Origin of the sequence: Longimicrobium sp. (assembly GCF_035474595.1) — a bacterium.
In the GTDB taxonomy this organism is placed as follows: domain Bacteria; phylum Gemmatimonadota; class Gemmatimonadetes; order Longimicrobiales; family Longimicrobiaceae; genus Longimicrobium.
The window spans coordinates 82,005-101,350 of the sequence record NZ_DATIND010000155.1; the positions used below are offsets into that span (position 1 = coordinate 82,005).

The 19,346-nt window shown below is 71.0% G+C and carries 17 protein-coding genes and 1 riboswitch; of the genes, 4 read left to right on the forward strand and 13 right to left on the reverse strand.

Features of this window, described 5'->3' with window-relative positions:
• Positions 1 to 172: 172 nt before the first annotated feature.
• The 4 genes from VLK66_RS26720 to VLK66_RS26735 form a co-directional block, all read right to left on the reverse strand.
• The gene (locus tag VLK66_RS26720; RefSeq protein WP_325312569.1) at positions 173 to 769 is read right to left on the reverse strand and encodes a TIGR00730 family Rossman fold protein; all 597 of its coding nucleotides are present in this window, start codon (positions 767 to 769) and stop codon (positions 173 to 175) included.
• A gap of 49 nt (positions 770 to 818) precedes the next feature.
• Positions 819 to 1,853: an ABC transporter permease gene (locus tag VLK66_RS26725; protein ID WP_325312570.1), complete on the reverse strand. Its 1,035-nt coding sequence runs from the start codon at positions 1,851 to 1,853 to the stop codon at positions 819 to 821.
• Positions 1,846 to 2,802, reverse strand: a complete 957-nt coding sequence (locus VLK66_RS26730) for an ABC transporter ATP-binding protein (RefSeq protein ID WP_325312571.1) — start codon at positions 2,800 to 2,802, stop codon at positions 1,846 to 1,848. Before VLK66_RS26730 ends, VLK66_RS26725 begins: the two co-directional genes overlap by 8 nt.
• Before the next feature lie 116 nt (positions 2,803 to 2,918).
• On the reverse strand, positions 2,919 to 3,767 hold the full coding sequence (locus VLK66_RS26735) for a dienelactone hydrolase family protein (protein ID WP_325312572.1): 849 nt from the start codon (positions 3,765 to 3,767) through the stop codon (positions 2,919 to 2,921).
• A 449-nt stretch (positions 3,768 to 4,216) separates the two neighbouring features.
• A riboswitch (cyclic di-GMP riboswitch) is annotated at positions 4,217 to 4,317 on the forward strand.
• A gap of 14 nt (positions 4,318 to 4,331) precedes the next feature.
• Between VLK66_RS26735 and VLK66_RS26740 the strand changes: the two genes are divergently transcribed.
• On the forward strand, positions 4,332 to 4,934 hold the full coding sequence (locus VLK66_RS26740; protein WP_325312573.1) for a M23 family metallopeptidase: 603 nt from the start codon (positions 4,332 to 4,334) through the stop codon (positions 4,932 to 4,934).
• Positions 4,935 to 5,201: 267 nt separating this feature from the next.
• On the opposite strand, the gene bioB is transcribed toward VLK66_RS26740, so the two are convergent.
• From bioB to VLK66_RS26765, 5 genes are all read right to left on the reverse strand, one after another.
• The gene (gene bioB / locus VLK66_RS26745; RefSeq protein WP_325312574.1) at positions 5,202 to 6,281 is read right to left on the reverse strand and encodes a biotin synthase BioB; all 1,080 of its coding nucleotides are present in this window, start codon (positions 6,279 to 6,281) and stop codon (positions 5,202 to 5,204) included.
• A 165-nt stretch (positions 6,282 to 6,446) separates the two neighbouring features.
• A complete protein-coding gene (locus VLK66_RS26750) occupies positions 6,447 to 7,196 on the reverse strand; it encodes a sulfite exporter TauE/SafE family protein (RefSeq protein WP_325312575.1) in 750 nt (249 codons plus the stop codon).
• Positions 7,197 to 7,410: 214 nt separating this feature from the next.
• A complete protein-coding gene (locus tag VLK66_RS26755; RefSeq protein WP_325312576.1) occupies positions 7,411 to 10,077 on the reverse strand; it encodes a M1 family aminopeptidase in 2,667 nt (888 codons plus the stop codon).
• A gap of 160 nt (positions 10,078 to 10,237) precedes the next feature.
• Positions 10,238 to 10,501 (reverse strand): hypothetical protein, encoded by a 264-nt coding sequence (locus VLK66_RS26760; RefSeq protein WP_325312577.1) that lies wholly within the window; start codon positions 10,499 to 10,501, stop codon positions 10,238 to 10,240.
• Between the two features lie 126 nt (positions 10,502 to 10,627).
• On the reverse strand, positions 10,628 to 11,068 hold the full coding sequence (locus tag VLK66_RS26765) for a PaaI family thioesterase (RefSeq protein WP_325312578.1): 441 nt from the start codon (positions 11,066 to 11,068) through the stop codon (positions 10,628 to 10,630).
• Between the two features lie 165 nt (positions 11,069 to 11,233).
• Here VLK66_RS26765 and VLK66_RS26770 point away from each other — a divergent pair, with 165 nt between their 5' ends.
• Positions 11,234 to 11,989, forward strand: coding sequence for a class I SAM-dependent methyltransferase (locus VLK66_RS26770; RefSeq protein WP_325312579.1), 756 nt, complete (start codon positions 11,234 to 11,236; stop codon positions 11,987 to 11,989).
• 605 nt (positions 11,990 to 12,594) lie between these two features.
• On the opposite strand, the gene VLK66_RS26775 is transcribed toward VLK66_RS26770, so the two are convergent.
• The 3 genes from VLK66_RS26775 to VLK66_RS26785 all read right to left on the reverse strand — a co-directional run bounded on the left by VLK66_RS26775 (position 12,595) and on the right by VLK66_RS26785 (position 15,632).
• Positions 12,595 to 13,290, reverse strand: coding sequence for an RNA polymerase sigma factor (locus tag VLK66_RS26775; RefSeq protein ID WP_325312580.1), 696 nt, complete (start codon positions 13,288 to 13,290; stop codon positions 12,595 to 12,597).
• 99 nt (positions 13,291 to 13,389) lie between these two features.
• Complete coding sequence (locus VLK66_RS26780) at positions 13,390 to 14,490, reverse strand: lysylphosphatidylglycerol synthase transmembrane domain-containing protein (protein ID WP_325312581.1); 1,101 nt, start codon at positions 14,488 to 14,490, stop codon at positions 13,390 to 13,392.
• Complete coding sequence (locus tag VLK66_RS26785) at positions 14,487 to 15,632, reverse strand: glycosyltransferase family 1 protein (RefSeq protein WP_325312582.1); 1,146 nt, start codon at positions 15,630 to 15,632, stop codon at positions 14,487 to 14,489. The genes VLK66_RS26780 and VLK66_RS26785 overlap by 4 nt, the downstream gene beginning before the upstream one ends.
• Before the next feature lie 693 nt (positions 15,633 to 16,325).
• Between VLK66_RS26785 and VLK66_RS26790 the strand changes: the two genes are divergently transcribed.
• A complete protein-coding gene (locus VLK66_RS26790) occupies positions 16,326 to 16,871 on the forward strand; it encodes a hypothetical protein (protein ID WP_325312583.1) in 546 nt (181 codons plus the stop codon).
• A 64-nt stretch (positions 16,872 to 16,935) separates the two neighbouring features.
• Positions 16,936 to 18,075 (forward strand): tetratricopeptide repeat protein, encoded by a 1,140-nt coding sequence (locus VLK66_RS26795; RefSeq protein ID WP_325312584.1) that lies wholly within the window; start codon positions 16,936 to 16,938, stop codon positions 18,073 to 18,075.
• 90 nt (positions 18,076 to 18,165) lie between these two features.
• Here the strand turns inward: VLK66_RS26795 and VLK66_RS26800 are convergent, their stop codons facing one another.
• The gene (locus tag VLK66_RS26800) at positions 18,166 to 19,020 is read right to left on the reverse strand and encodes a patatin-like phospholipase family protein (RefSeq protein ID WP_325312585.1); all 855 of its coding nucleotides are present in this window, start codon (positions 19,018 to 19,020) and stop codon (positions 18,166 to 18,168) included.
• Between the last annotated feature and the right edge of the window lie 326 nt (positions 19,021 to 19,346).

Here is a 19,346-nt window from a genome sequence, read left to right on the forward strand (position 1 = left end):
CTGCGACTTCAGTCGCCGGTGAGGAGGCCAGCCCGCGAGCGCCGATGCGGAGGAGCCGGAAGAGCAGGCCATCACGCAGGGAAGCGGAGGAGCAGCGAGATGATCATCTCCCTGCTCCTCCGCTTTTTGTACGATGTTCGAGGTGTCCCCGTCCCCTGTCCCCCGTCCCCTATCACCGCTCGTCGCGGCCGATCCACTTGCTCGCCGACGGCGGCTGGAAGCGGGCGCAGGCGTCCAGCAGGCGCGCCGGGTCGGTTTCCTCGATCACCAGCCCGCGGTGCTTCGCGGGGATGAAGCCCTCCTCCACGCCGCGGTCGAAGAGCGCGAGCAGCGGATCGTAGTAGCCGGCCACGTTCAGCAGCCCGCACGGCTTGGGATGGAAGCCCAGCTGCGACCAGGTGAGCACCTCGCAGAACTCCTCGAACGTCCCGAACCCGCCCGGCAGCGCCACGAACGCATCCGACAGGTCCGCCATCATCGCCTTGCGCTCGTGCATCGTCCGCACGACGTGCAGCTCCGTCAGCCCGGCGTGCCCCACCTCGCGCGCCATAAGCGCCTCGGGGATCACGCCGATGGCCTCGCCGCCGCCGGCCAGCACGGTGTCGGCCACGATCCCCATCAGCCCCACGTTGCCGCCGCCGTACACCAGCCCCAGGCCGCGCTCCACCAGCACGCGCCCCATCTCCCTCGCCGCCCCGGCGTACTCCGGCCGCCGCCCCGGGTTGGAGCCGCAGAACACGCAGATGCGCCGCATCGTTCCTTCAGCCATCGCTCGAGATTTCGGGTTTCCGTCGGAACTAACTCACGCACTCACGCACTCACTGCCACCGGAACAGCTTCAGCGCCGCGACGAACGTCAGCACCATCCACGCGACGAGGATCGCGACCTGCGGCCAGTACGCGGAGATGGGGAGCGCGTCGTTGTAGACGGCGCGGAAGGCGTCGTTCAGCGCGGTGAGCGGGAGCGCGCGGATGAACGGCTGGATCACCTCGGGATACCGGCTGGACGAGAAGAAGACGCCGGAGAGCACGAACATCGGCAGCATCACCACGTTCAGGATGCCGCTGATCCCCTCGATGGTCCGGGCGCGGCTGGCCGCCAGCAGCCCCAGCCCCGCGAACGTCATCGCCCCCAGGATCACCAGCCCGAGCAGCGCCAGCAGCGAGCCGCGGACGCGGACGCCGAACGCCAGCCACGAGAAGAGGATGATCGGCGGCACCTCGAGGGCGATGAACACCAGCCGCGCCAGGATCATCGACGTCAGGTAGTCGCGCTTCCGCATGGGCGTGCTGACCAGGCGCTTCAGCTGCTTCTTGTTGCGCATCTGCACCAGCCCGAACCCGATCCCCCACATCCCCGTGCTCATCAGGTTCAGCCCGATGAGGCCGGGAATCACCCAGTCGATGTAGCGCGCGCCGGGCTCGCGGTGCCGGTCGTCCGCCGTGGCCACCGGCCGGGGGGCGCCGGAGCCGCGCTGCACCGCCTCGTCGGCCAGGAGGCGGCCCACGCGGCTCTCGTCGCGCGCGGGGTCGTAGCGGTAGACCAGGTGGTCCGTCCCGGCGAGGACCACGGCCACGTCGCCCTTGCGCACGGCGCGCTCGGCGGCGGTGTCGTCCAGCATCACCACGCGGATCTCGCCGGACGCGCGCAGCGCCGGGAGATAGCGCTCGGCGATGCTGCCGCGCTGCACGCCCACCGCCGCGCGGTCCGCCGGCTTGTCGCGGAAGGCTACGCCCAGCCCCACGGCCATGAGGATGGGGAAGACGAAGGTCCAGAACAGCGCCTCGGGCTCGCGCAGGAAGGCGCGGATGCGCGTCATCACCAGCTCGCGCAGGGGGCTGAACTCACTCATCGCGCAGCTCCCGTCCGGTCAGGGCCAGGAAGACGTCCTCCAGCGTGGCCCGGTGCGTGTTCAGCTCGGTCAGCTCGCCGCCCGCCGCCGTCACCGCCGCCAGCAGCCCGGGGAGCGACTGCGCCAGGTCGTCCACCGTCAGCAGGGTGTTCTCGCCGCGCGCGGCCACGCGGCGGGCGCCGGGGATGGCGGAGAGCTCCGCCTCGGCGACGGGCGCCGTGGCCGCGAACTCGATCACGTACGCGCCGCCGAGCCCCTCGATCAGCTCGTCCGGCGTCCCCTGCGCGATGATCTCGCCGTGGTCCAGCACGGCGATGCGGTCGGAGAGCGCCTGCGCCTCGTCCATGAAGTGCGTGGTCAGCAGGATGGTGCCGCCGCGCGCGCGGAAGGCCTCGCACACGTCCCACAGCTGCCGGCGCGACTGCGGGTCCAGCCCGGTCGTGGGCTCGTCCAGGAAGAGGATGTCGGGCGAGCCCGCCAGCGCGCAGGCGACGGAGAGGCGCTGCTTCTGCCCGCCGGAAAGGTTGCGCACCTGCGTCTTCCGCTTCTCCTCCAGCTGCACGAAGCCGATCAGCTCGTCGGGCGAGGGGCCCTGCGGATAGAAGGAGCGGAAGAGGCGGACGATCTCCTCCACCGTGGAGCGGTCGGGGAACTCGCTCTCCTGCAGCTGCACGCCCAGCCGCGCGCGGATGCGGTCGCCGTCGCGCTCCCAGCGCATCCCCAGGATCTCCACCTCGCCGGCGTCGCGGGGGGTGAGGCCCTCCAGGATCTCGATGGTGGTCGTCTTCCCGGCGCCGTTGGGCCCCAGCAGCCCGAAGCACTCGCCCCGCCGCACCCGCAGGTCGAGCGACTTCACCGCCACGGTCTCGCCGAAGCGCTTGTGCAGCCCGCGCACTTCGATCGCCAGCGCGGCGTTCTCCGGGACGGGGGGATGGGAGCCGGTGGTCAACGGTCTTCGCGGGTGCGGGTCGGCGTGATCGGGCGGACAAGGTTACGGGCGGCGGGGATGACGGGCAACGGGCGCATCCCCCAAGAACTGAGATCCGTCTTTTCTTCTTTCGACCCTCAGCTCTTCAGGGTGCGGTTGAAGAAGGCGACGGTGCGGGTCCACGCGTCCGCGGCGGCCTGGGGGTTGTAGGCCTGCCCGCTGGGGTTGGCGAAGGCGTGGCTCGCGTCGTAGAAGTGGATGTCGACGGATTTGCCGAGCGACTTCAGCTCCTGCTCCATCTTCCGCACGCTGTCGGCGGGGATGCCGCGGTCCTGCAGGCCGAAGAAGCCCGCCAGCGGCGCGTCCAGCCGGGCGAGCTGGGCGCGGTCGGTCACCGGCTGGCCGTAGTACATCACCACCGCGTCCACCTGCTCGGGCATCCGCAGCCCCGCCTGCAGGCTCCATCCCCCGCCGAAGCACCAGCCGATCGTCCCGATCTTCGGCGCGTGCTGCTGCTGTTTCAGGAACGCCGCCGCGCCGGCCAGGTTGGCGGCGCCGCTCTCGCGGTCGTTCATCACCTCCATCATGTACCGCTGCGCCGCCTGCGCGTCGGTGGCCACCTGCCCGCCGTACATGTCCACCGCCAGCGTGCGGTACCCCTCGCCCGCGAGACGGCGCGCCATCATCCGCATGTTCTCGTTCAGCCCCCACCACTCGTGCACCATGAGAATGGCGGGAAGCGCGGCGTTCGCCCCGGCGGCGGCGGGATACGCCATGTAGCCGCGGATCTGCTTTCCGCCGACCGTCGCGTAGACGACCTCCTCGCCGCGCACCTCCTGCCGCGGCTGGGCCGTCGCGGCGTTGGCGACGGGGGAATCGCCGGCGTGCTCGTGCGCCATGGCGGCCACGTGCGCGCTGTCCTCGGGGGTGGCGCCGCCGCCGTGCCCGCCCGCGCACCCGGCGGCGTACAGGATCGTGCTGAGCATCAGGACCTCTCTGCGCATCGGAAAATCCCCTCGCGTTCGCGGCGGATGGTCGTTGGAACGGGGAACCGGACCCGCGAATGCTACGCGCCCTCCCGCGGGCCGGCAACGTGATCTCCATCTCCCCCGGCCTGCTGTCGTCCGCCGTCCAGGAGGAGAGGGAAATCTGCGACGCGGATGCGAATCAGATGCCACGGCGGACCCGGCCGATGGCGGGATGGGAGCGGCGTGGACGCAAGACTCTGGCGCGCGGCGGGGGCGCGGACTATCATGGGCCCCGATCAATCGCACAATCCGCCGACCGGAAGCCACGCACACACCGCGGCCCGCGCGCGCGTCCGGCAACGACGACCCCGAGCGCAGAGGAGATCCTTCCCGCCCATCCCCCTCGAAAGCCCGGCAGTACCGGGTTGTAACTCGCAGTCCGCCCCCGGCGCCCACGTCCGGGACTCCACGACAAACGGCAAACCCGGCGAAAGCCGGCGACGCAAAGCTACGAGCCTACCGCAGGGGCGCCCGCCGCACGCCCGGCCACGGCAGTCGAGCCGCCGATGAGTACCATGGCCAATGCCCTCACCCAACCGGCAGTACCCTGCCCGTAAGCTCCCGCGCGCGCTTGCCGCCCTGGCCGCGCTCGCGCTGACCGCCGCGCCCGTGTCCGCCCAGCGGATGGCGCTGCTGGCCACGTTCCCCATCCCGCGCCGCGACGAAGCGCGCGACATCGTGGACGTGCTCCGCTCGCGCAATCTGCTCCTCCCCGTGGAGGGGCTGACCGCGGGGCAGCTGCACGACACGTACAACGACGCGCGCTCCGGCGGCCGCGTGCACGATGCCATCGACATCCACGCGCCGCGCGGCACGCACGTGCTGGCGACCACGGACGGCACGATCATCAAGCTGCACCACAGCTCGCTGGGCGGAATCACCATCTACCAGCTGGACGACGACGGCCGCACACGCTACTACTACGCGCACCTGGACCGCTACGCCGACGGCATCGCCGAGGGCGTGCGGGTCACGCGCGGGCAGACGATCGGCTACGTGGGCGACACCGGGAACGCCGCCCCGGGCGACACGCACCTGCACTTCGCCATCGCCATCCTGAGCGACGCCTCGCGCTGGTGGGCCGGCCGCAACGTGAACCCGTACGACGTGTTCCACGGGCGGTAAGACCGGAACGGCGGGGGTTTGATACCGGATCTGGCAATCACCTGTGCATTGCAAACGCACAGAGAGACGTCATCCTGAGGCCGGCCACACCGTCGTTGCCTCGCACGGACGTTTGCAGGCCGAAGGATCCATAGGCGAGGTCGCACGTGCGCTGGCGGATTGCACGATCGATCCCCGAATTCGGTATCGGAGACACGGAGGCACGGAGAACCGCGACGAGTTCTCCGTGCCTCTCCGTTTCTCCGTGCGTCTGTATGATTCCTGCCGTCAGGCCGTCGCCAGCACGGGCAGCGCCTCGCCGCGGAAGAGCCCGGGGACGCCGTCCAGCGGGTCCTCGTCCAGCGCCTCGCCATCGGGGGACTCGAGGACAAAGCCCATGTCGCGGATCATCTCCAGGTCGGCGCGGGCGGCCTGGCCCGGCGTGGTCAGGTAGTCGCCGATGAAGATGGAGTTCGCGGCGTACAGCCCCATCACCTGCATGCTCCGGAGGTGCACCTCGCGCCCGCCGGAGATGCGGATCTCCTGCGAGGGGAGCAGGAAGCGGTAGAGGCAGAGGATGCGCAGGCAGCGGCGCGGGTCCAGCCCGCTGGCGGCCGCCATCGGCGTGCCGGGAATGGGGATCAGGAAGTTGACGGGGACGCTGCGCACCTCCAGCTCTCGCAGGCTGAGCGCCAGGTCGATGACGTCGTCGTCCGTCTCGTTCATCCCCACGATCCCGCCGGAGCAGGTCTTCAGCCCCGCCGCCTTCACCGCCTCCACCGTCGCCACGCGGTCGCCGAAGGTGTGGGTGCTGACGATGTTCGGGGTGTGGCGCTCGGAGGTGTTCAGGTTGTGGTTCACCTGCGTGACGCCCACCTCCTTCAGCCGCAGCGCCTGGTCCTCGGTGAGCAGCCCCAGGCAGGCGCACACCTTCAGGTCGTGCTTCTCGCGCACGGCGCGCACCGCGTCCAGCACCTTGCCGAACACCCGCTCGCCCGGCGAGCGCCCGCTGATGACCATGCAGAAGGTGCCCGCCTTCAGCTCGGCCGCGCGGTCGGCGGCGGCCAGGATCTTCTCGCGGGCCAGCAGGGGGTACTTCTCGATCTCGGCCGCGCTGATCTTGCTCTGCGAGCAGTAGTTGCAGTCCTCGGGGCAAAGCCCGCTCTGCGCGTTGCAGAGAAAGTGCAGCCGCACGCGGTTGCCGTAGAAGTGCCGGCGCACGCGGTACGCGGCCGCCAGCTGCTCCAGCAGCGCGCTGTCGGGCGCGGCCAGCACGGCGCGCGCCTCGTCGCGGGTGATCAGCTCGCCCGCCAGCGCGCGGTCCGCCAGCGCGTTCCAGTCGGGGAGCGGGGACGTCGAATCGTTCATGCTTTCCGTCGTTTCCATAGGGCTCGGGGGACGAGCCGGGAAGGTATCCCGCGGCGGACGCGCGGGCCAGTCGGCCGATGCGAATCCCCCACACCTACAACGACGAAGCCTCGCCAACCCCGCGAGGCTCGAACACCTGTCGCCCTTCACGCATCGCGCCGCGCGTCACCGTCTGACGAAGAACACGATGGTGATGGTGATGCTGATCACCATGATCATCGCCCGCACGACCTTCTGGTCCATCCGCTTTCCCGCGTGCGCGCCCAGCCAGCCGCCGGTGACCGCGCCCGCGAGCATCACCAGCGTCTGCGGCCACCACACCTTCCCGGCGATGACGAAGCAGACGACCGCCACGCCGTTCATCGTGGCGGCCAGGATCGTCTTGGTGGCGTTCATCTGCTTCAGGTCGGTGAGGCCGAAGAGCGACCACGCGGAGAGCATCATGATCCCGATCGCCCCGCCGAAGTAGCCGCCGTAGATGGCGATGAAGAACTGCGCCGCCACCAGCGTCCGCGGCCCGATGCGCACCACGCGCCGGAGCAGCGGCGTGAGCTTCGGCGCGAAGGTGAAGGCGACGGTGGCCGTCAGCATCAGCCACGGGATCACGCCGTCGAACAGGCGCTGCGGCGTGAGCAGCAGGAGGAGCGCGCCCGCGATCCCGCCCACCAGGCTCACGGTGACGAGCGCGCGCAGCGACACGCCCTCGAAGTCGCGGAAGTGGTGGCGGAACCCCCACGCGCTGGCCGCCGCCGCCGGCATCAGCGCCACCGTGCTGGACGCGTTGGCCACGATGGACGGCACGCCGGTAAAGACGAGCGCGGGGAAGGTGAGGAACGAGCCCCCGCCCGCCACCGCGTTCATCGCCCCCGCCACGAACGCGGTCGCCAGGAGGAGCAGTGCCGAGCCGACTTCCATTGATCCCCCGTTCAACCGACTCGCTTCCTGGGTTGATCCGTTGACGGACAGTGAGTACCGTCGCAGGTTTACTTTACATCCCCAGGGGTAGAACCCTGGGCCCCCTCGGTCCGCGGACCAGGGGTTTCGTCTTTTAGGACGCGTCGAACGACTGCCGCCGAATCTGCATCGCTGCAGATCGGCGGCTTTGTTCGCCCGATTCAGTCGGCCTGCGTCACGTCCCCGCCCCCGCGGCGCGGCGGATGGCGACGGTGCGCTCCAGCTCGTCGCGCGCCTGCAGCACCTTGCGGCGGATGTCGATGGGCAGGTCGGGGCTCTCGGCCAGCAGCCGGTCCACCGTCGCCAGCGCCCGCGCGCTCTCCTGGCCGCGCACGAAGGCGTTGATCCACGACGGGAGGAAGAAGATGCGCCGGTTGTCGCGGATCCACTCCAGCCGCTCCAGCGACGAGCGCAGGAAGGGAAGCGTGAGCGCCGTCTGGTCTCCCTCGTTGAACGCGCCCAGGCTCGCCGTCACCCACTCCTCGTTCAGCGTGGGGTCGTCCAGGTAGCGGCGGAAATACTCGGCCTTCACCGCGCTGTCGGGCGTGGCCGCGCGCGCCACGAACGCGCGCCGCGCCGCCTCGGGAGTGGAGTCGCGGCGCACCTCGGCCTCGTAGAGAGCGCGCGCGTGGGGCTCGCCGAGCGCCAGCAGGCGCTGCACCATGCTCCAGCGCGTCGGCTGCTTCACCGCGGCGCCATTGAACAACCGCGTTCCCGCCAGGTACTCGCGCAGCACGGCCCGCCCCTCCGCCGTCCGCGCCGTCCCCGCCAGCGCGTCCAGGCTCTCCTTGCGCATCCCGTAGCCCAGCGACGCGTCCTGCGCGCGCGCCGCCAGCATCCGCTCCCACGCGGGAAAGAGCCGCGCCGCGTCCGCGTCCGGGGCGTAGCGGACCAGCGCCGCGGCGCCGCGGTCCACGATCACGCTCGCGATCTGCTCGTCGCGCTCGCGCGGCAGCTCGCGCAGCGCGATCTCGGCGAAGCGCGCGGGCGGGAGGCGCGTGTCGCGCACGAGATCCCACAGCGCGCCCCACAGCATCGCGCGCAGGAGGCCGTCGCGCACCTCGCCGACGTGGCCCGCGATCCAGGCGGCGCTGCGCTCGTCGGGGATGAAGAGTCCGTAGCCGTAATCCCCATCGTTCGCCCATACGTAGTCCGGCATCGGCAGCCCGGCGGCGCCGTCGACCACGGCGGAATCGCCCGCGAACTGGGCGGGGAGGACGACGTCGGGGCGGTCGTGATATCCCAGGCGCACCCGCACCTTCATCGGCCACCATCCGCCGCGGTCCCCCGGCATCTCCCTGACCGGCCGCTGGGTGAGGACCACGCGGCGCAGGAGCGATCCATCCCCCTCCACCCGCGTGTCGACCCGCGGCATTCCCGCGCGGAGGATGTACTGCTCGCCGAACTGCCGCAGCGGCACCCCCGACGTCTCCTGCACCGCGCCCAGCAGGTCCTGCCAGGTCGCGTTCCCGTAGGCGTGGCGGGTGAGGAAGAGGTGCAGCCCCGCGCGGAAGGCGCTGTCGCCCGCCAGGAAGGCCAGCTGCTTGATGACCGACGGCGCCTTGTTGTAGACGATCGGGCCGTAGTTGCTCTTGGCCAGGTCGAGATTGGCCAGCTCCTGCCAGACCGGCGTGGTCCCGCTGGTCGCGTCGGTGGCGTAGGCGACCGGCTTGTTGCGGAGATAGAAGGTCTTCCACGCCTCGGACCCGGGCGACAGCTCGTCCTGGATGCGCGCGGCCATGTAGGTGCTGAACCCCTCCTTCAGCCACAGGTCGTCGAACCAGCGCATGGTCACCAGGTCGCCGAACCACTGGTGGCTGACCTCGTGGTAGATGGTGGCGTCGCGCCCCAGCCGCTGCGACAGCGTGGGCGGCTCGCGGAAGATGAACGAGTTCTCATTGTAGAAGATCTCGCCCACGTGCTCCATCCCCCCGAACGGGAAAGCGGGCGCCAGCACCGCGTCCAGCTTGCTGAAGGGGAAGGGGACGGCGAACCACCCCTCCAGCCAGCGCGCGGCCTCGCGGTTGGCGCGGATCACCGAGTCCGCGTCCACCTCGGCGCGCCGCGACCTGCGGCCGTACAGCGTGACCGGCCGTCCACCCGCCGGCGCCGACTCCCACGCGGCCCACGGCCCGGCGGCGAACGCGGCCAGGTAGGTGGGGATGGGCTCCGTCTGCGCGAAGCTCCACGTGACCCCCGCCCCCGAGGTGTCGCGCGACTCGGCGCGGGCGTTGGCGATGACCGTCCACGCCGCGGGCGCGCTCAGCCGCCAGCGGAAGCGCGCCTTCAGGTCCGGCTGGTCGAAGCAGGGGAAGAGGAGATTGGCGTCGGAGGGGACCAGGAGCGTGTAGAGATACGACGTCCCGTCGCTGCGGTCGTCGAAGCGGATGATCGAAGCGCCGACGGGAGCGATGCGCGTGGCGAAGCGCATCTCCACCACGTTCGCGCCGCCCTTCAGGTGATGGCCGGGGATGCGGACGTGCCCGTTGCGCCAGTCGAAGTCGCGCACCGCGTCACCGTTGGCGCGCACGTCCAGCAGCGTGGGGCCGCGGAAGTCGGCGACGAGATCCCCCGCGTCCTTCGCGCGCGTGAAGGCCATGCGGACGATCCCCGCGGCGGTGTCGCGCTGCGTCAGGTCCAGCCACAGGTCGTAGCGCACGTCGGAAAGCGTGGCGGCGCGCGCGGCGGCCAGCTCGCGCGAGATCCCGGGCTGCATCAGCGTCTCGGGGCGCGGCGATTGGGGACGCGCGCCGCTGCCGCCGCGGCAGGCCGCCAGCAGCGAGGCGGCCGCGAGCACCGTCGCCAGCGCGCGGAGGTGTGGGGGGGTGGGGCGATGGGTCATCGGGTCGTGTGGCTGTTCACCTGCCCTGCGAGCAGGCTGGAAAGGCTGGAAGGCGAATGAATCCGCGGCAACAACAGCACAAAGTCGCTACGCGACTGCAGCCTCGGCATCGGGGCGATCGACGGGAAATCTCCGCGGCCGATGCCTCTGGCTCGCCGGATCAGCCGCCGCCGCAGTTGTGGACGGCCATGCGCAGGCGCTGCTCGATGCTGGAGCAGTCGATCCACGCCGGGATCTGGGTGAACGTGACCGTCAGGACGCCGGACTCGGGGTTCCACTCGTAGCGCGCGCTGGCGCCCTGCGCGCTCGCGCTGCCGCTTTCGCTCGCCGGCACGGGCACGCCGATGCGCTTCGCCTCGGCCTTCAGGCAGTCCCACACGTCCTGCGTCACACCGTGAAGGGTGATGGTCGGGCAGCCGGGCATCGTCGCTCCAGGGAAAAGAAGTCCTGAGTCCCAAGTCCTGAGTCCTAAGTGGAGATGGAGAGATGCGATGCAGGGCGCGAGCCGTCGCGATCGTTCCCGCCGTCCCTGTCCCCTGTCCCCTGTCCCCTATCCCGCGAGCCCGCGGTCCAGCAGCGTCATCATCGTGGCCTGCATGGTGGCGATCAGCCGCTCCTCGCCCGCGCGCAGGGCGAAGACGTCGGCGTTGCAGACGGTGAGCGTGCGGCCCGCCTTCTTCACCCGCGCGCGGGCGACGAACGACTCGCCGGCGGCGGGGGCCATCAGGTTCACCTTGAACTCGACGGAGACCACGCCCGCGTCCGGCGGCATCAGCGTGTACGCCGCGTAGCCGCACGCGCTATCCGCCAGCGCCGAGACGATGCCGGCATGCAGGAACCCGTGCTGCTGCGCCAGGTCCGCGCGGTACGCCATCCGCAGGTCCACCTCGCCCGGCGCCACGTGCGCGATCTCGGCGCCCATCGTCGCCATCGCCGTCTGCCGCGCGAAGCTGTCGCGCACGCGCGCCTCGAAGCCGTCGGCGGCGGTCACGCGGCGCCTCCGGGCGGGCGTCGGAAGGGGAGATGCATCACGTCCCTGCTTCGTCAGTCGGGGGATGGAGATGGGCGGCGAATCTTGCGGGCGCGGGCGCGGGGGCGCAACCTGGGATCCGTCATCCCACGCAATGCGCGACCCGACGAAGATCCCCGAATCTCCATGCCGCCCGAAACCATCTTCAAGGACCACTTCTCCGGCCACGCCGACGCGTACGCCCGCTTCCGGCCGGACTATCCTCCCGAGCTGTACGCCTGGCTGGCGGAGATCGCCCCCGCCCGCGGCCTCGCGTGGGACTGCGCGACGGGCAACGGCCAGGCGGCGATCGCCCTCGCGGAGCACTTCGCCGAAGTGATCGCCACGGACGCGAGCGAGAAGCAGATCCGCAGCGCCTTCGCGCACCCCCGCGTCACCTACCGCACCGCGCCCGCGGAGGATTCGGGGATCGAGAGCGGGACCGTGGACCTGATCACCGTCGCGCAGGCGCTGCACTGGTTCGACATCCCTCGCTTCTTCGCCGAAGCCGGGCGCGTGCTGAAGCCGGGCGGCGTGCTGGCCGTGTGGGCGTACGCCGTGTTCCGCACCACGCCCGAGATCGATGCGGTGGTCGACCACCTGTACCGCGACATCGTGGGCCCGTACTGGCCGCCCGACCGCGCCATGATCGAGCAGGGCTACGCGGGCGTGGAGATGCCGTTCGAGCCGGTGGACGCGCCGCCGTTCTTCATGCGCAAGGAGTGGACGGCCGACGACGCGGCGGGCTACCTGGGCACCTGGAGCGCCACCCGCGGCTACATCGCCGCGCACGGCACCGACCCGGTGGACCAGGTCCGCGACGACCTCCGCCGCGCCTGGGGCGACGCGCCGCGCGAGGTGCAGTGGCCGCTGGTGCTGCTGGTGTCGAGGAAGGCGGAGTAACGGCCGGCGGTCAGCCGGACCTCTTCCGCGCGGCCGCGACTGCTGCGCGTCCGAGTTCCTCGGGTGATCCCCTTAATGCGGCCAACATCCCTGCCATGGCCTCGGGAGTCTGCATCCGTTCCAAAAGGTCGTCGAACTCAGAAGCCAGGGTGTTCAGGGGCGTTGGTTCGCCTTTGGGCAATGTGCCGTTCTCAGGTAATTCTGGGCGTGTGGTTCCCATGTGTAACCCGGTGGTAAGGTGATCGCCGTGTGGCGCGGTGAACTGAAATTACACAGCTGCATGGAGACAGGCATCCCTGCCCGGCCGGCTAGCCCCCTCCTCCGGCCCCTCCGCCCGCTCCGCGGGCGAGGGGAGCACTGCAACTTCGACTGCGCCGAAACGAAGTCCGCGAAGGCGGACTGCGTGCCGTTGTAGCCGCGACTTCAGTCGCATTTTCGCGGCCTCTCTTCTTCGCGGGCCTCCATCTCGCGATCTACATCTTCCGCAGCCTCCATCTCCGCGATCTTTATCCCCAGAACGCAGAAACGGCCCGCCCCGGATCACTCCGGAGCGGGCCGCTCGTCATCTACCGTCTTGTCTACCGTCTGCCTCTACCGCCGTCTGCTCAGACCGGGACGGGGAGGAGCATGCGGAAGGAGTTGCGCGCGCGGTTCAGGCGGCTCTTCACCGTGCCGACCGGAATGCCGATCTGCTCGGCGATCTCCTCGTAGGTGCGGTCCTCCACCTCGCGCATCACGAACGGGATGCGGTGGTGCTCGTCCATCCGCTCGATGGCCGTGTCGATGGCCTCGCGCAGCTCGCGGCGGTACGCCTCGCGCTCGGGGTTGTGCCCCGTGGCCGCGAACTCCACCGGCCGGCTGGGCGCGCCGCTGCTCCCCGTCTCCGGGCGCAGCTCGCTGAAGGTGGTCTCGCGCCGGCGCGAACGGTTGCGGAACTCGTTCTTCAGCAGGTTGTTCGCGATCGTGTGGATCCACGTGCTGAACTTCCGCGCCGGGTCGTAGCTCTCCCGCGCCCGGTGGATGCGCAGGAAGGTGTCCTGCGTGAGGTCCGCCACGCGCTCCTCGTCGTTCAACCGCTTGCGCAGGAAGCCCTGGATGCGCGGCTCGTACCGCTCCACCAGCAAGCGGAAGCCGTCACCGTCGCCCTGCGTATATCGCTGGAACAGCTGCTCGTCGCTCAGCTCCGCGAGGGGAAGCTGCTTCTCCCCCGGCTCCGAGACCCGGCGCACGCCCCTGCCTGCGGGCTGCTGCGTCGCGTCGAACTGCGCGGCTGCGCTCTTGAGATCGATGGCCGTCTTCATGACAACGAATATACAGCATCCCCCCTCGTTTGTCGAGGGTCGTTCACTGCTGAACCATAGTTAGTAAGTGGTTAAATTACCGGTACTTACGGCCGGTGGTCAAGCCCTCGCCGCCCGGTGCTGCCGGCGCCGCTCCACCGCGGCCCTGCGCGCGTCGGCCACGTTCATCCCGGTGAAGATCACCGAGCCCAGCCCCAGCTGGAGATAGAAGGTCAGGAAGCGCCACCCCGCCGTCGCGATCCCGATCACCTCCTCCGGAAGGAGCGCGGAGTACACGAGCACGAACGCCGCCTCCGCCCCGCCCGAAGCGCCCGGCGTGGGCACGAAGTTGAGCGCGGTGAACACCACCCACTGCAGGAGGAAGAAAAGGACGGGGTCCACGTGCGCCTGCGGGGCCAGGAAGTACGCCAGCGCGGTCACCACCGAGTAGCGGCAGCTCCACTGCACCGCGGTGATGAGCAGGGTGAGCACGAACCGCCGCTTCCCCCGCCGCACCACCATCCGCCGCACCTCGCGCACCTCGCCCACCGTCCGCGCCGTGCGGCGCCGCATCCGGGCCGTCCACCGCAGCCCCCTGCGCCGCGGCCGCTCTCCCAGCCCGCCGATCAGCAGCGCCTTCCACAGCAGCCAGACGCCGAAGGTCGCGGCGGCGGCCACGAGGGCGATCCACGCCACCTTCCCCCGCGCCTCGCGCCCCACCGCGCGGAGAACGGGCAGCTCCCACGCGCGGGAAACGACGATGGAGACGGGGATGGCCAGCGCGAAGAAGAGCGAGTCCTGCAGCCAGCAGAGGGTGACGATGGAGATGGCGCGCCCCTGCGGCACCCCCTTCTGCACGAAGATTCCCCAGCGCATCACCTCCGTGCCGCTGCTGGTGGGAACGACGGACGCCGCCAGCTCGGACCCCAGCGTGACGCCCAGGTTGTCGCGCCAGGAGAGGGGGACGCCCATGAAGCGCCCCCACAGCCACATCCGCGTGGCGTTGGTGAGCCAGGGGGCCAGGCCGAGCGAGAGCGCGAGGAGAAGGTACTGGCGGGGGAGGTTGCCAAGCCGGGCGAAGACGCTGTGGTCGGTGGCGTACCAGGTCCACCAGATGTTGGCGACGACGCCGAGGGGGACCAGGACCAGCGCGCTGCGGAAGAGCCGGTCCAGCAGCCGCCGCTTCGGCGCGTCCGGCGGACGGTGGGGCGGGGCGGTCATCGCGCGGCGCGCGGCCGGTAGCCTTCGAGGACGCGGCGGTAGCTCTCCAGCAGGCGGCCGTTGATGGCGCTCCAGTCGTGCTCCGCGGCGGCCTCGCGCCCGCGGCACCCCATCCGCCGCCGCGCCTCCGGGTCCTCCAGCAGCGAGAGCACCTTCGCCGCGAAGTCCTCCGGATCGTTCGCCCGCGCGATCAGCCCCGTCTCCCCCGGCTCCACCAGGTCGGGCGGGCCGCCGCTGTCCACCACCACCGCGGGGAGGCCGGACGCCTGCGCCTCCAGGATCACGTTGCCGAACGTCTCGGTGGTCGACGGGAAGACGAAGACGTCGCCGCTGGCGTACCACCGCGCCAGCGCCTCGCCGGTCTGGTGCCCCGCGAAGTGCGCGTCGGGGAGCGACTTCTCCAGCTCGCCGCGCATCGGCCCGTCGCCGACCAGCACCAGCCGGTAGCGCGCGCCGCGGGAGCGGAGGATGCGGTCGGCGGCCACCAGGTCGGCCAGGTCCTTTTCCTTCACCAGCCGGCTGACCATCAGCAGGACCGGCGTCCGGTCGTCGGCGCCGACCCGCGCGCGCAGCTCCGCGTCGCGCCAGCGGGGCGAGAAGCGGGCGAGGTCGATCCCGCGCGACCACAGCTCGGTGTTGGTGATCCCATGCCGGGCCAGCTCGCGGATGATGCCGTGCGACGGCGCGTACACCACCTCGCAGCGGGCGTAGAAGCGTCGCAGCACGTTCCATCCCCACCCCTCCAGCCACCCCAGCCGGTAGAAGTGGAAGTAGGACACGAAGTGCGTGTGGAAGCTGCTGACCACGGGAATGCCGCGCCGCAGCCCGTACTTCTGCGCGCGCACGGCCACGGGCGTGGGGCTGACCACGTGGATCAGGTCGGGGCCGTACGCATCCAGCCGCGCGCTCACCTTGTGGCCGATGGGCACGGCCACGCGGTACGCGCGGTTCAGCGGAAAGCGCACGTAGGGGAGGTGGCCCACGCGGCCCGCCCACGAGATCTCGGGCGGGGGGGTGAAGGGCGACAGCACGCGGAAGTCCACGCCGGGCTGCTGCTCCAGGAACCCGAAGAGCTGCGCGAGCGTCCGGGACACGCCGTCCACGTGGGGCAGCAGGCTTTCCGTGACGTAGGCGATCTTCATCGTCCGCGCGCCCGCTCCGTCGTGTGCACCGTGGGTTCGTTCCGGATGTCTGCCGGGTGGGGGTCGAGCCGGGAGCTTGCCAATGTAACGGGCGGCGCCGGATGTAGGACAGAGGCGGAGATGGTGCGGGAGGAGGGGACAGGGGACAGGGGATGGGGAGGATGGAGGGAGATGGCGAGGGATGCGGCAGGGTGCGGGTCACCTGCGCCCGCGCCGCCCTCACCCCGCGCCGGAGGGCGCGACCCTCTCCCGTCCCGGGAGAGGGTGGCTCTCCAGCATCCGCGCGCCGATCAGACTCGACCCGCACGGATGCTTGAGAGTTAGCGCCGATGCGTCCCAGCTACCTCTCCCGGTACGGGAGAGGTGGACGGCCTCGGCCGGCCGGAGAGGGCGCGATGCCGGCGGGCGCGCACCGCGGCCGGGCTGGCGATGGCTGACGCGTGCCGTGATGCGCGAGGTTCGCGAAAGCGCCCGCCGACCGCCACGAAACGACGGCCGCAGTCCCGCAGGGACTTTGTGCTGGTGTTGCCCGCCAATTCCATTGGCGGATGGCAGCCGGGCAGATGCTGAGGGTGGCGCGTCCGGGCCGGGAGCCGTACCGTTCAGCCGTGCCTGCATCTCGCGCCAGCATGCGTGAGCATCCGTCCGCCGATCTCCCGGCACCTACCGCTCCCCGCCACGACCTCGATCCCCATGGACCGCCGCACAATTGGCCTGGTCGCCGCCGCGATCGTGATCGCCTTTCTGCTGGGCTTCTTCCCCCAGAACGTCGCCAGGCGCCACGCGCGGCGCGACCTGGAGGCGGCGCGGCTGGAGCTCAGGCTGAGCCGCGAGCAGGGGCGGCTGGGCGCCGCGCTGGCCGAGTCGATGCGCAGCAACTACGAGCGCTCGCGGCAGCTGATGGCCGGCTTCTTCACCGACGTCCAGGGCACCGTGGGCCAGGTGCCGGACGCGCGCGAGCGGCAGGTGCTCACCGGCATCCTCTCGCAGCGCGACGAGGTCATCACCCTGCTCTCCCGCGGCCAGCCGGAAAGCTCGCAGCGGCTGATGATCCTCTACACCCAGATGTTCGCCGCCATCGACCCGCAGGGCGCCGTCGCCCCCGCCGTCACCACCGCCCCGGCCCCGCCCGCGCAGCCCGCGCCCGGGCCGCCCGTCGCCCCCGCGCCGTCGGCCGCGCCCGCGAGGCCCGTCACGCCCGCACCCGCACCCGCGAAGCCCGCCGGCGCCAGGCCGTAGCACACCGAAGCCTCTTCATCTTGCGGTTCCTCTTCATCCATCACCCCTTCATTCGAGCATTCCGATGCACAAAACCCCTGTCAGGAGCGTGGTCTTCGCGCTCGCACTGCAGTTGTCGGTGACGGCGGCCGCGGCGCAGGGCGCCCGTCCGGTGCTCCCCGCCGGCGCGGATCCCAACGACTGGAGCGCGTACTTCGACCGCGGTGTCGAGCTGATGAACGGCCAGGAGGTGTCGCAGGCCGAGGGGATGTTCCGCTGGGCGGCGCGGCTGGACCCCTCTCGCGCGGAGCCGCTGTACGCCGCGTGGGTGGCGTTCCACATGCACGACGCGGGGCGCTTCGAGGAATACATGCGCGACGACGCGCACGTGCTGCGGAAGCCCGAGGTGATCGCCGCGGACTCGCTGCAGCTGGCGGCGCTCGTGCGCAACCCGTTCGTGCACCGCGGGCTCCTTGCCCTGGCGTACCAGCAGCTCCCGGGAGACTGGGCGGACGACGGCTTCACGCGCGCGTTCCTGGAGTACGCGCGGGGCAACATGGACGAGGCGGCGCGCGGGCTGGAGCGGGTGGAGCGCCACTCGCCCGGCGACTTCCACACGCGCCATGCCCGCGCGCTGGCGCTGGTGAGCCTGCGCCGCTACGGCGAGGCGCGCGTGGAGCTGGACTCGGTGCTCGCGGCGCTGCGCCGGCGGGACCAGCGCCGGTCGTCGCGCGTGTACGAGAGCAAGGAGATGCTGATGTACAGCCTGGGCCTGCTCTACCTGGTGCAGAACCGGCCCGGCGAGGCGCGCGAGGCCTTTGCCCAGGCGGTGCTGGAAGACGCGTCGCAGTGGTACGTGCACCGCGGGCTCGGGCTGGCGCTGGTGGCCGCCGGCCAACCTGGCGAGGCCCTGGCGGAGTACCGCACCGCGCTGGAGCTGGCGGGCGACGCCGAGCCGCTGCTGCTGCGCGAGTACGGCGACGCGCTGGCCGCCGCGGGGCAGCCCGGCGAGGCGGTCGCGCAGCTTTCGCGGCTGGTGCGGATCGCGCCGGACTGGGCCGACGCATGGATGGCCCTTGGCAATGCCTACGTCCGCGCCGGCAACAGCGCCGGCGCGCTGGAAGCGTTCACCGCCTACCTGGCCCGGGCCCCACGGCGCGACGCGGAGGTGGCCGGCCGCGTCCGCGCCACGGTCGACCGCCTGCGCGCGTCGGGGAGCGAATAGCCGCCTTGCGCCGGTCGCTCGGATGATGCAGAAAGCCGAAGCGGCGCGTCCATCGACGCGCCGCTTCGGCTTCTGTTGATCGTCCGCGGCCTACGCCGCTTCGGCGGCGCTGCGCAGCGCCTCGCGGGCGGCTCGGTAGCCTTCTTCCAGGAAGAACTGCGTGCGGTCGAAGTCCCACCCGCCCAGGTGGCCGATGCGCGGGCGGATGGTGAGCAGCGGCGGGCCGTCCCACCCCAGCAGGGCGGCGTTGCGGCGCTGCTGCTGCAGGTTCAGCGTCAGCACGCGGTCGTGGATGGCGATCATCCCGCGCTCGAAGTAGCCCTCGGCCGGCGGCACGATCTCCGCGCCTACATCGACGGCGATGATGCGCTCGGTGGCCCACTGCGCCGCGTGGCGGATGGGGAGCACGTCCAGCACGCCGCCGTCCACCAGCACGTCGCCATCCAGCTTCAGCGGGGGAAAGTAGATGGGGATGGCGCAGCTGCCGTAGATGGCATCCAGCGGCGTGGTCTTCTCGTCGATCCCCGTGCCGAACCAGCGCTCCTCGCCGGACACGAGCGAGACGGCGTTCACGCGCACCGGAAAGCGCGCGTCGGCGAAGCTCTTCAGCGGCAGGTTGCGCTCGATCCACCCGCGGTAGTGCTGGCCGTCGAACACCGCCTCCTCGCGCACGCCGCCGAACAGCACCGCGCGGCGGTTGATGGACACGATGTCGTCCTTGGTCAGCGCCCGCGCGATCCTGGCCAGCTCGCGCCACCCATGCCCCCCGGCCAGCGAGCACCCGATCAGCGCGCCGATGCTGGTGCCAATGACCGCGTCCACGCGCACGCCGGCCTCGTCCAGCGCCTTCCACACGCCGATGTGGGCCACGCCCTTCATCCCGCCGCCGCCCAGGACGAGGACGGTGCGGGGACGGTCGGGAAGGGGGATCGGGTCGCTGTTCACGGATCGGGTAGTCTCGAGTGCTGAGTGCTGAGTGCTGAGTGCCAAGTGCCAAGTGCCAAGTGCCAAGTGCCAAGTGCCTAGTGCCGGATGCGCGTCGCACTCTCGCACTCTCGCACTCCGTCTGTACCTCGCGCGTGCGAAATTTGCGGCTCGCGGGCGGCCCCCGCGGCGCGCGCTCATGCCTTGACGTACGCGCGCACGAGGCCTAGGTTGCCGGTTGATACGGAGAATCATTCTTGAAAACCCGCACACCCTCGCCACACCGGGGTATCAGCGGCTCCGATCACACCGCAAGCAGATAACCAGAGCTCGATGCCGGCCCACTG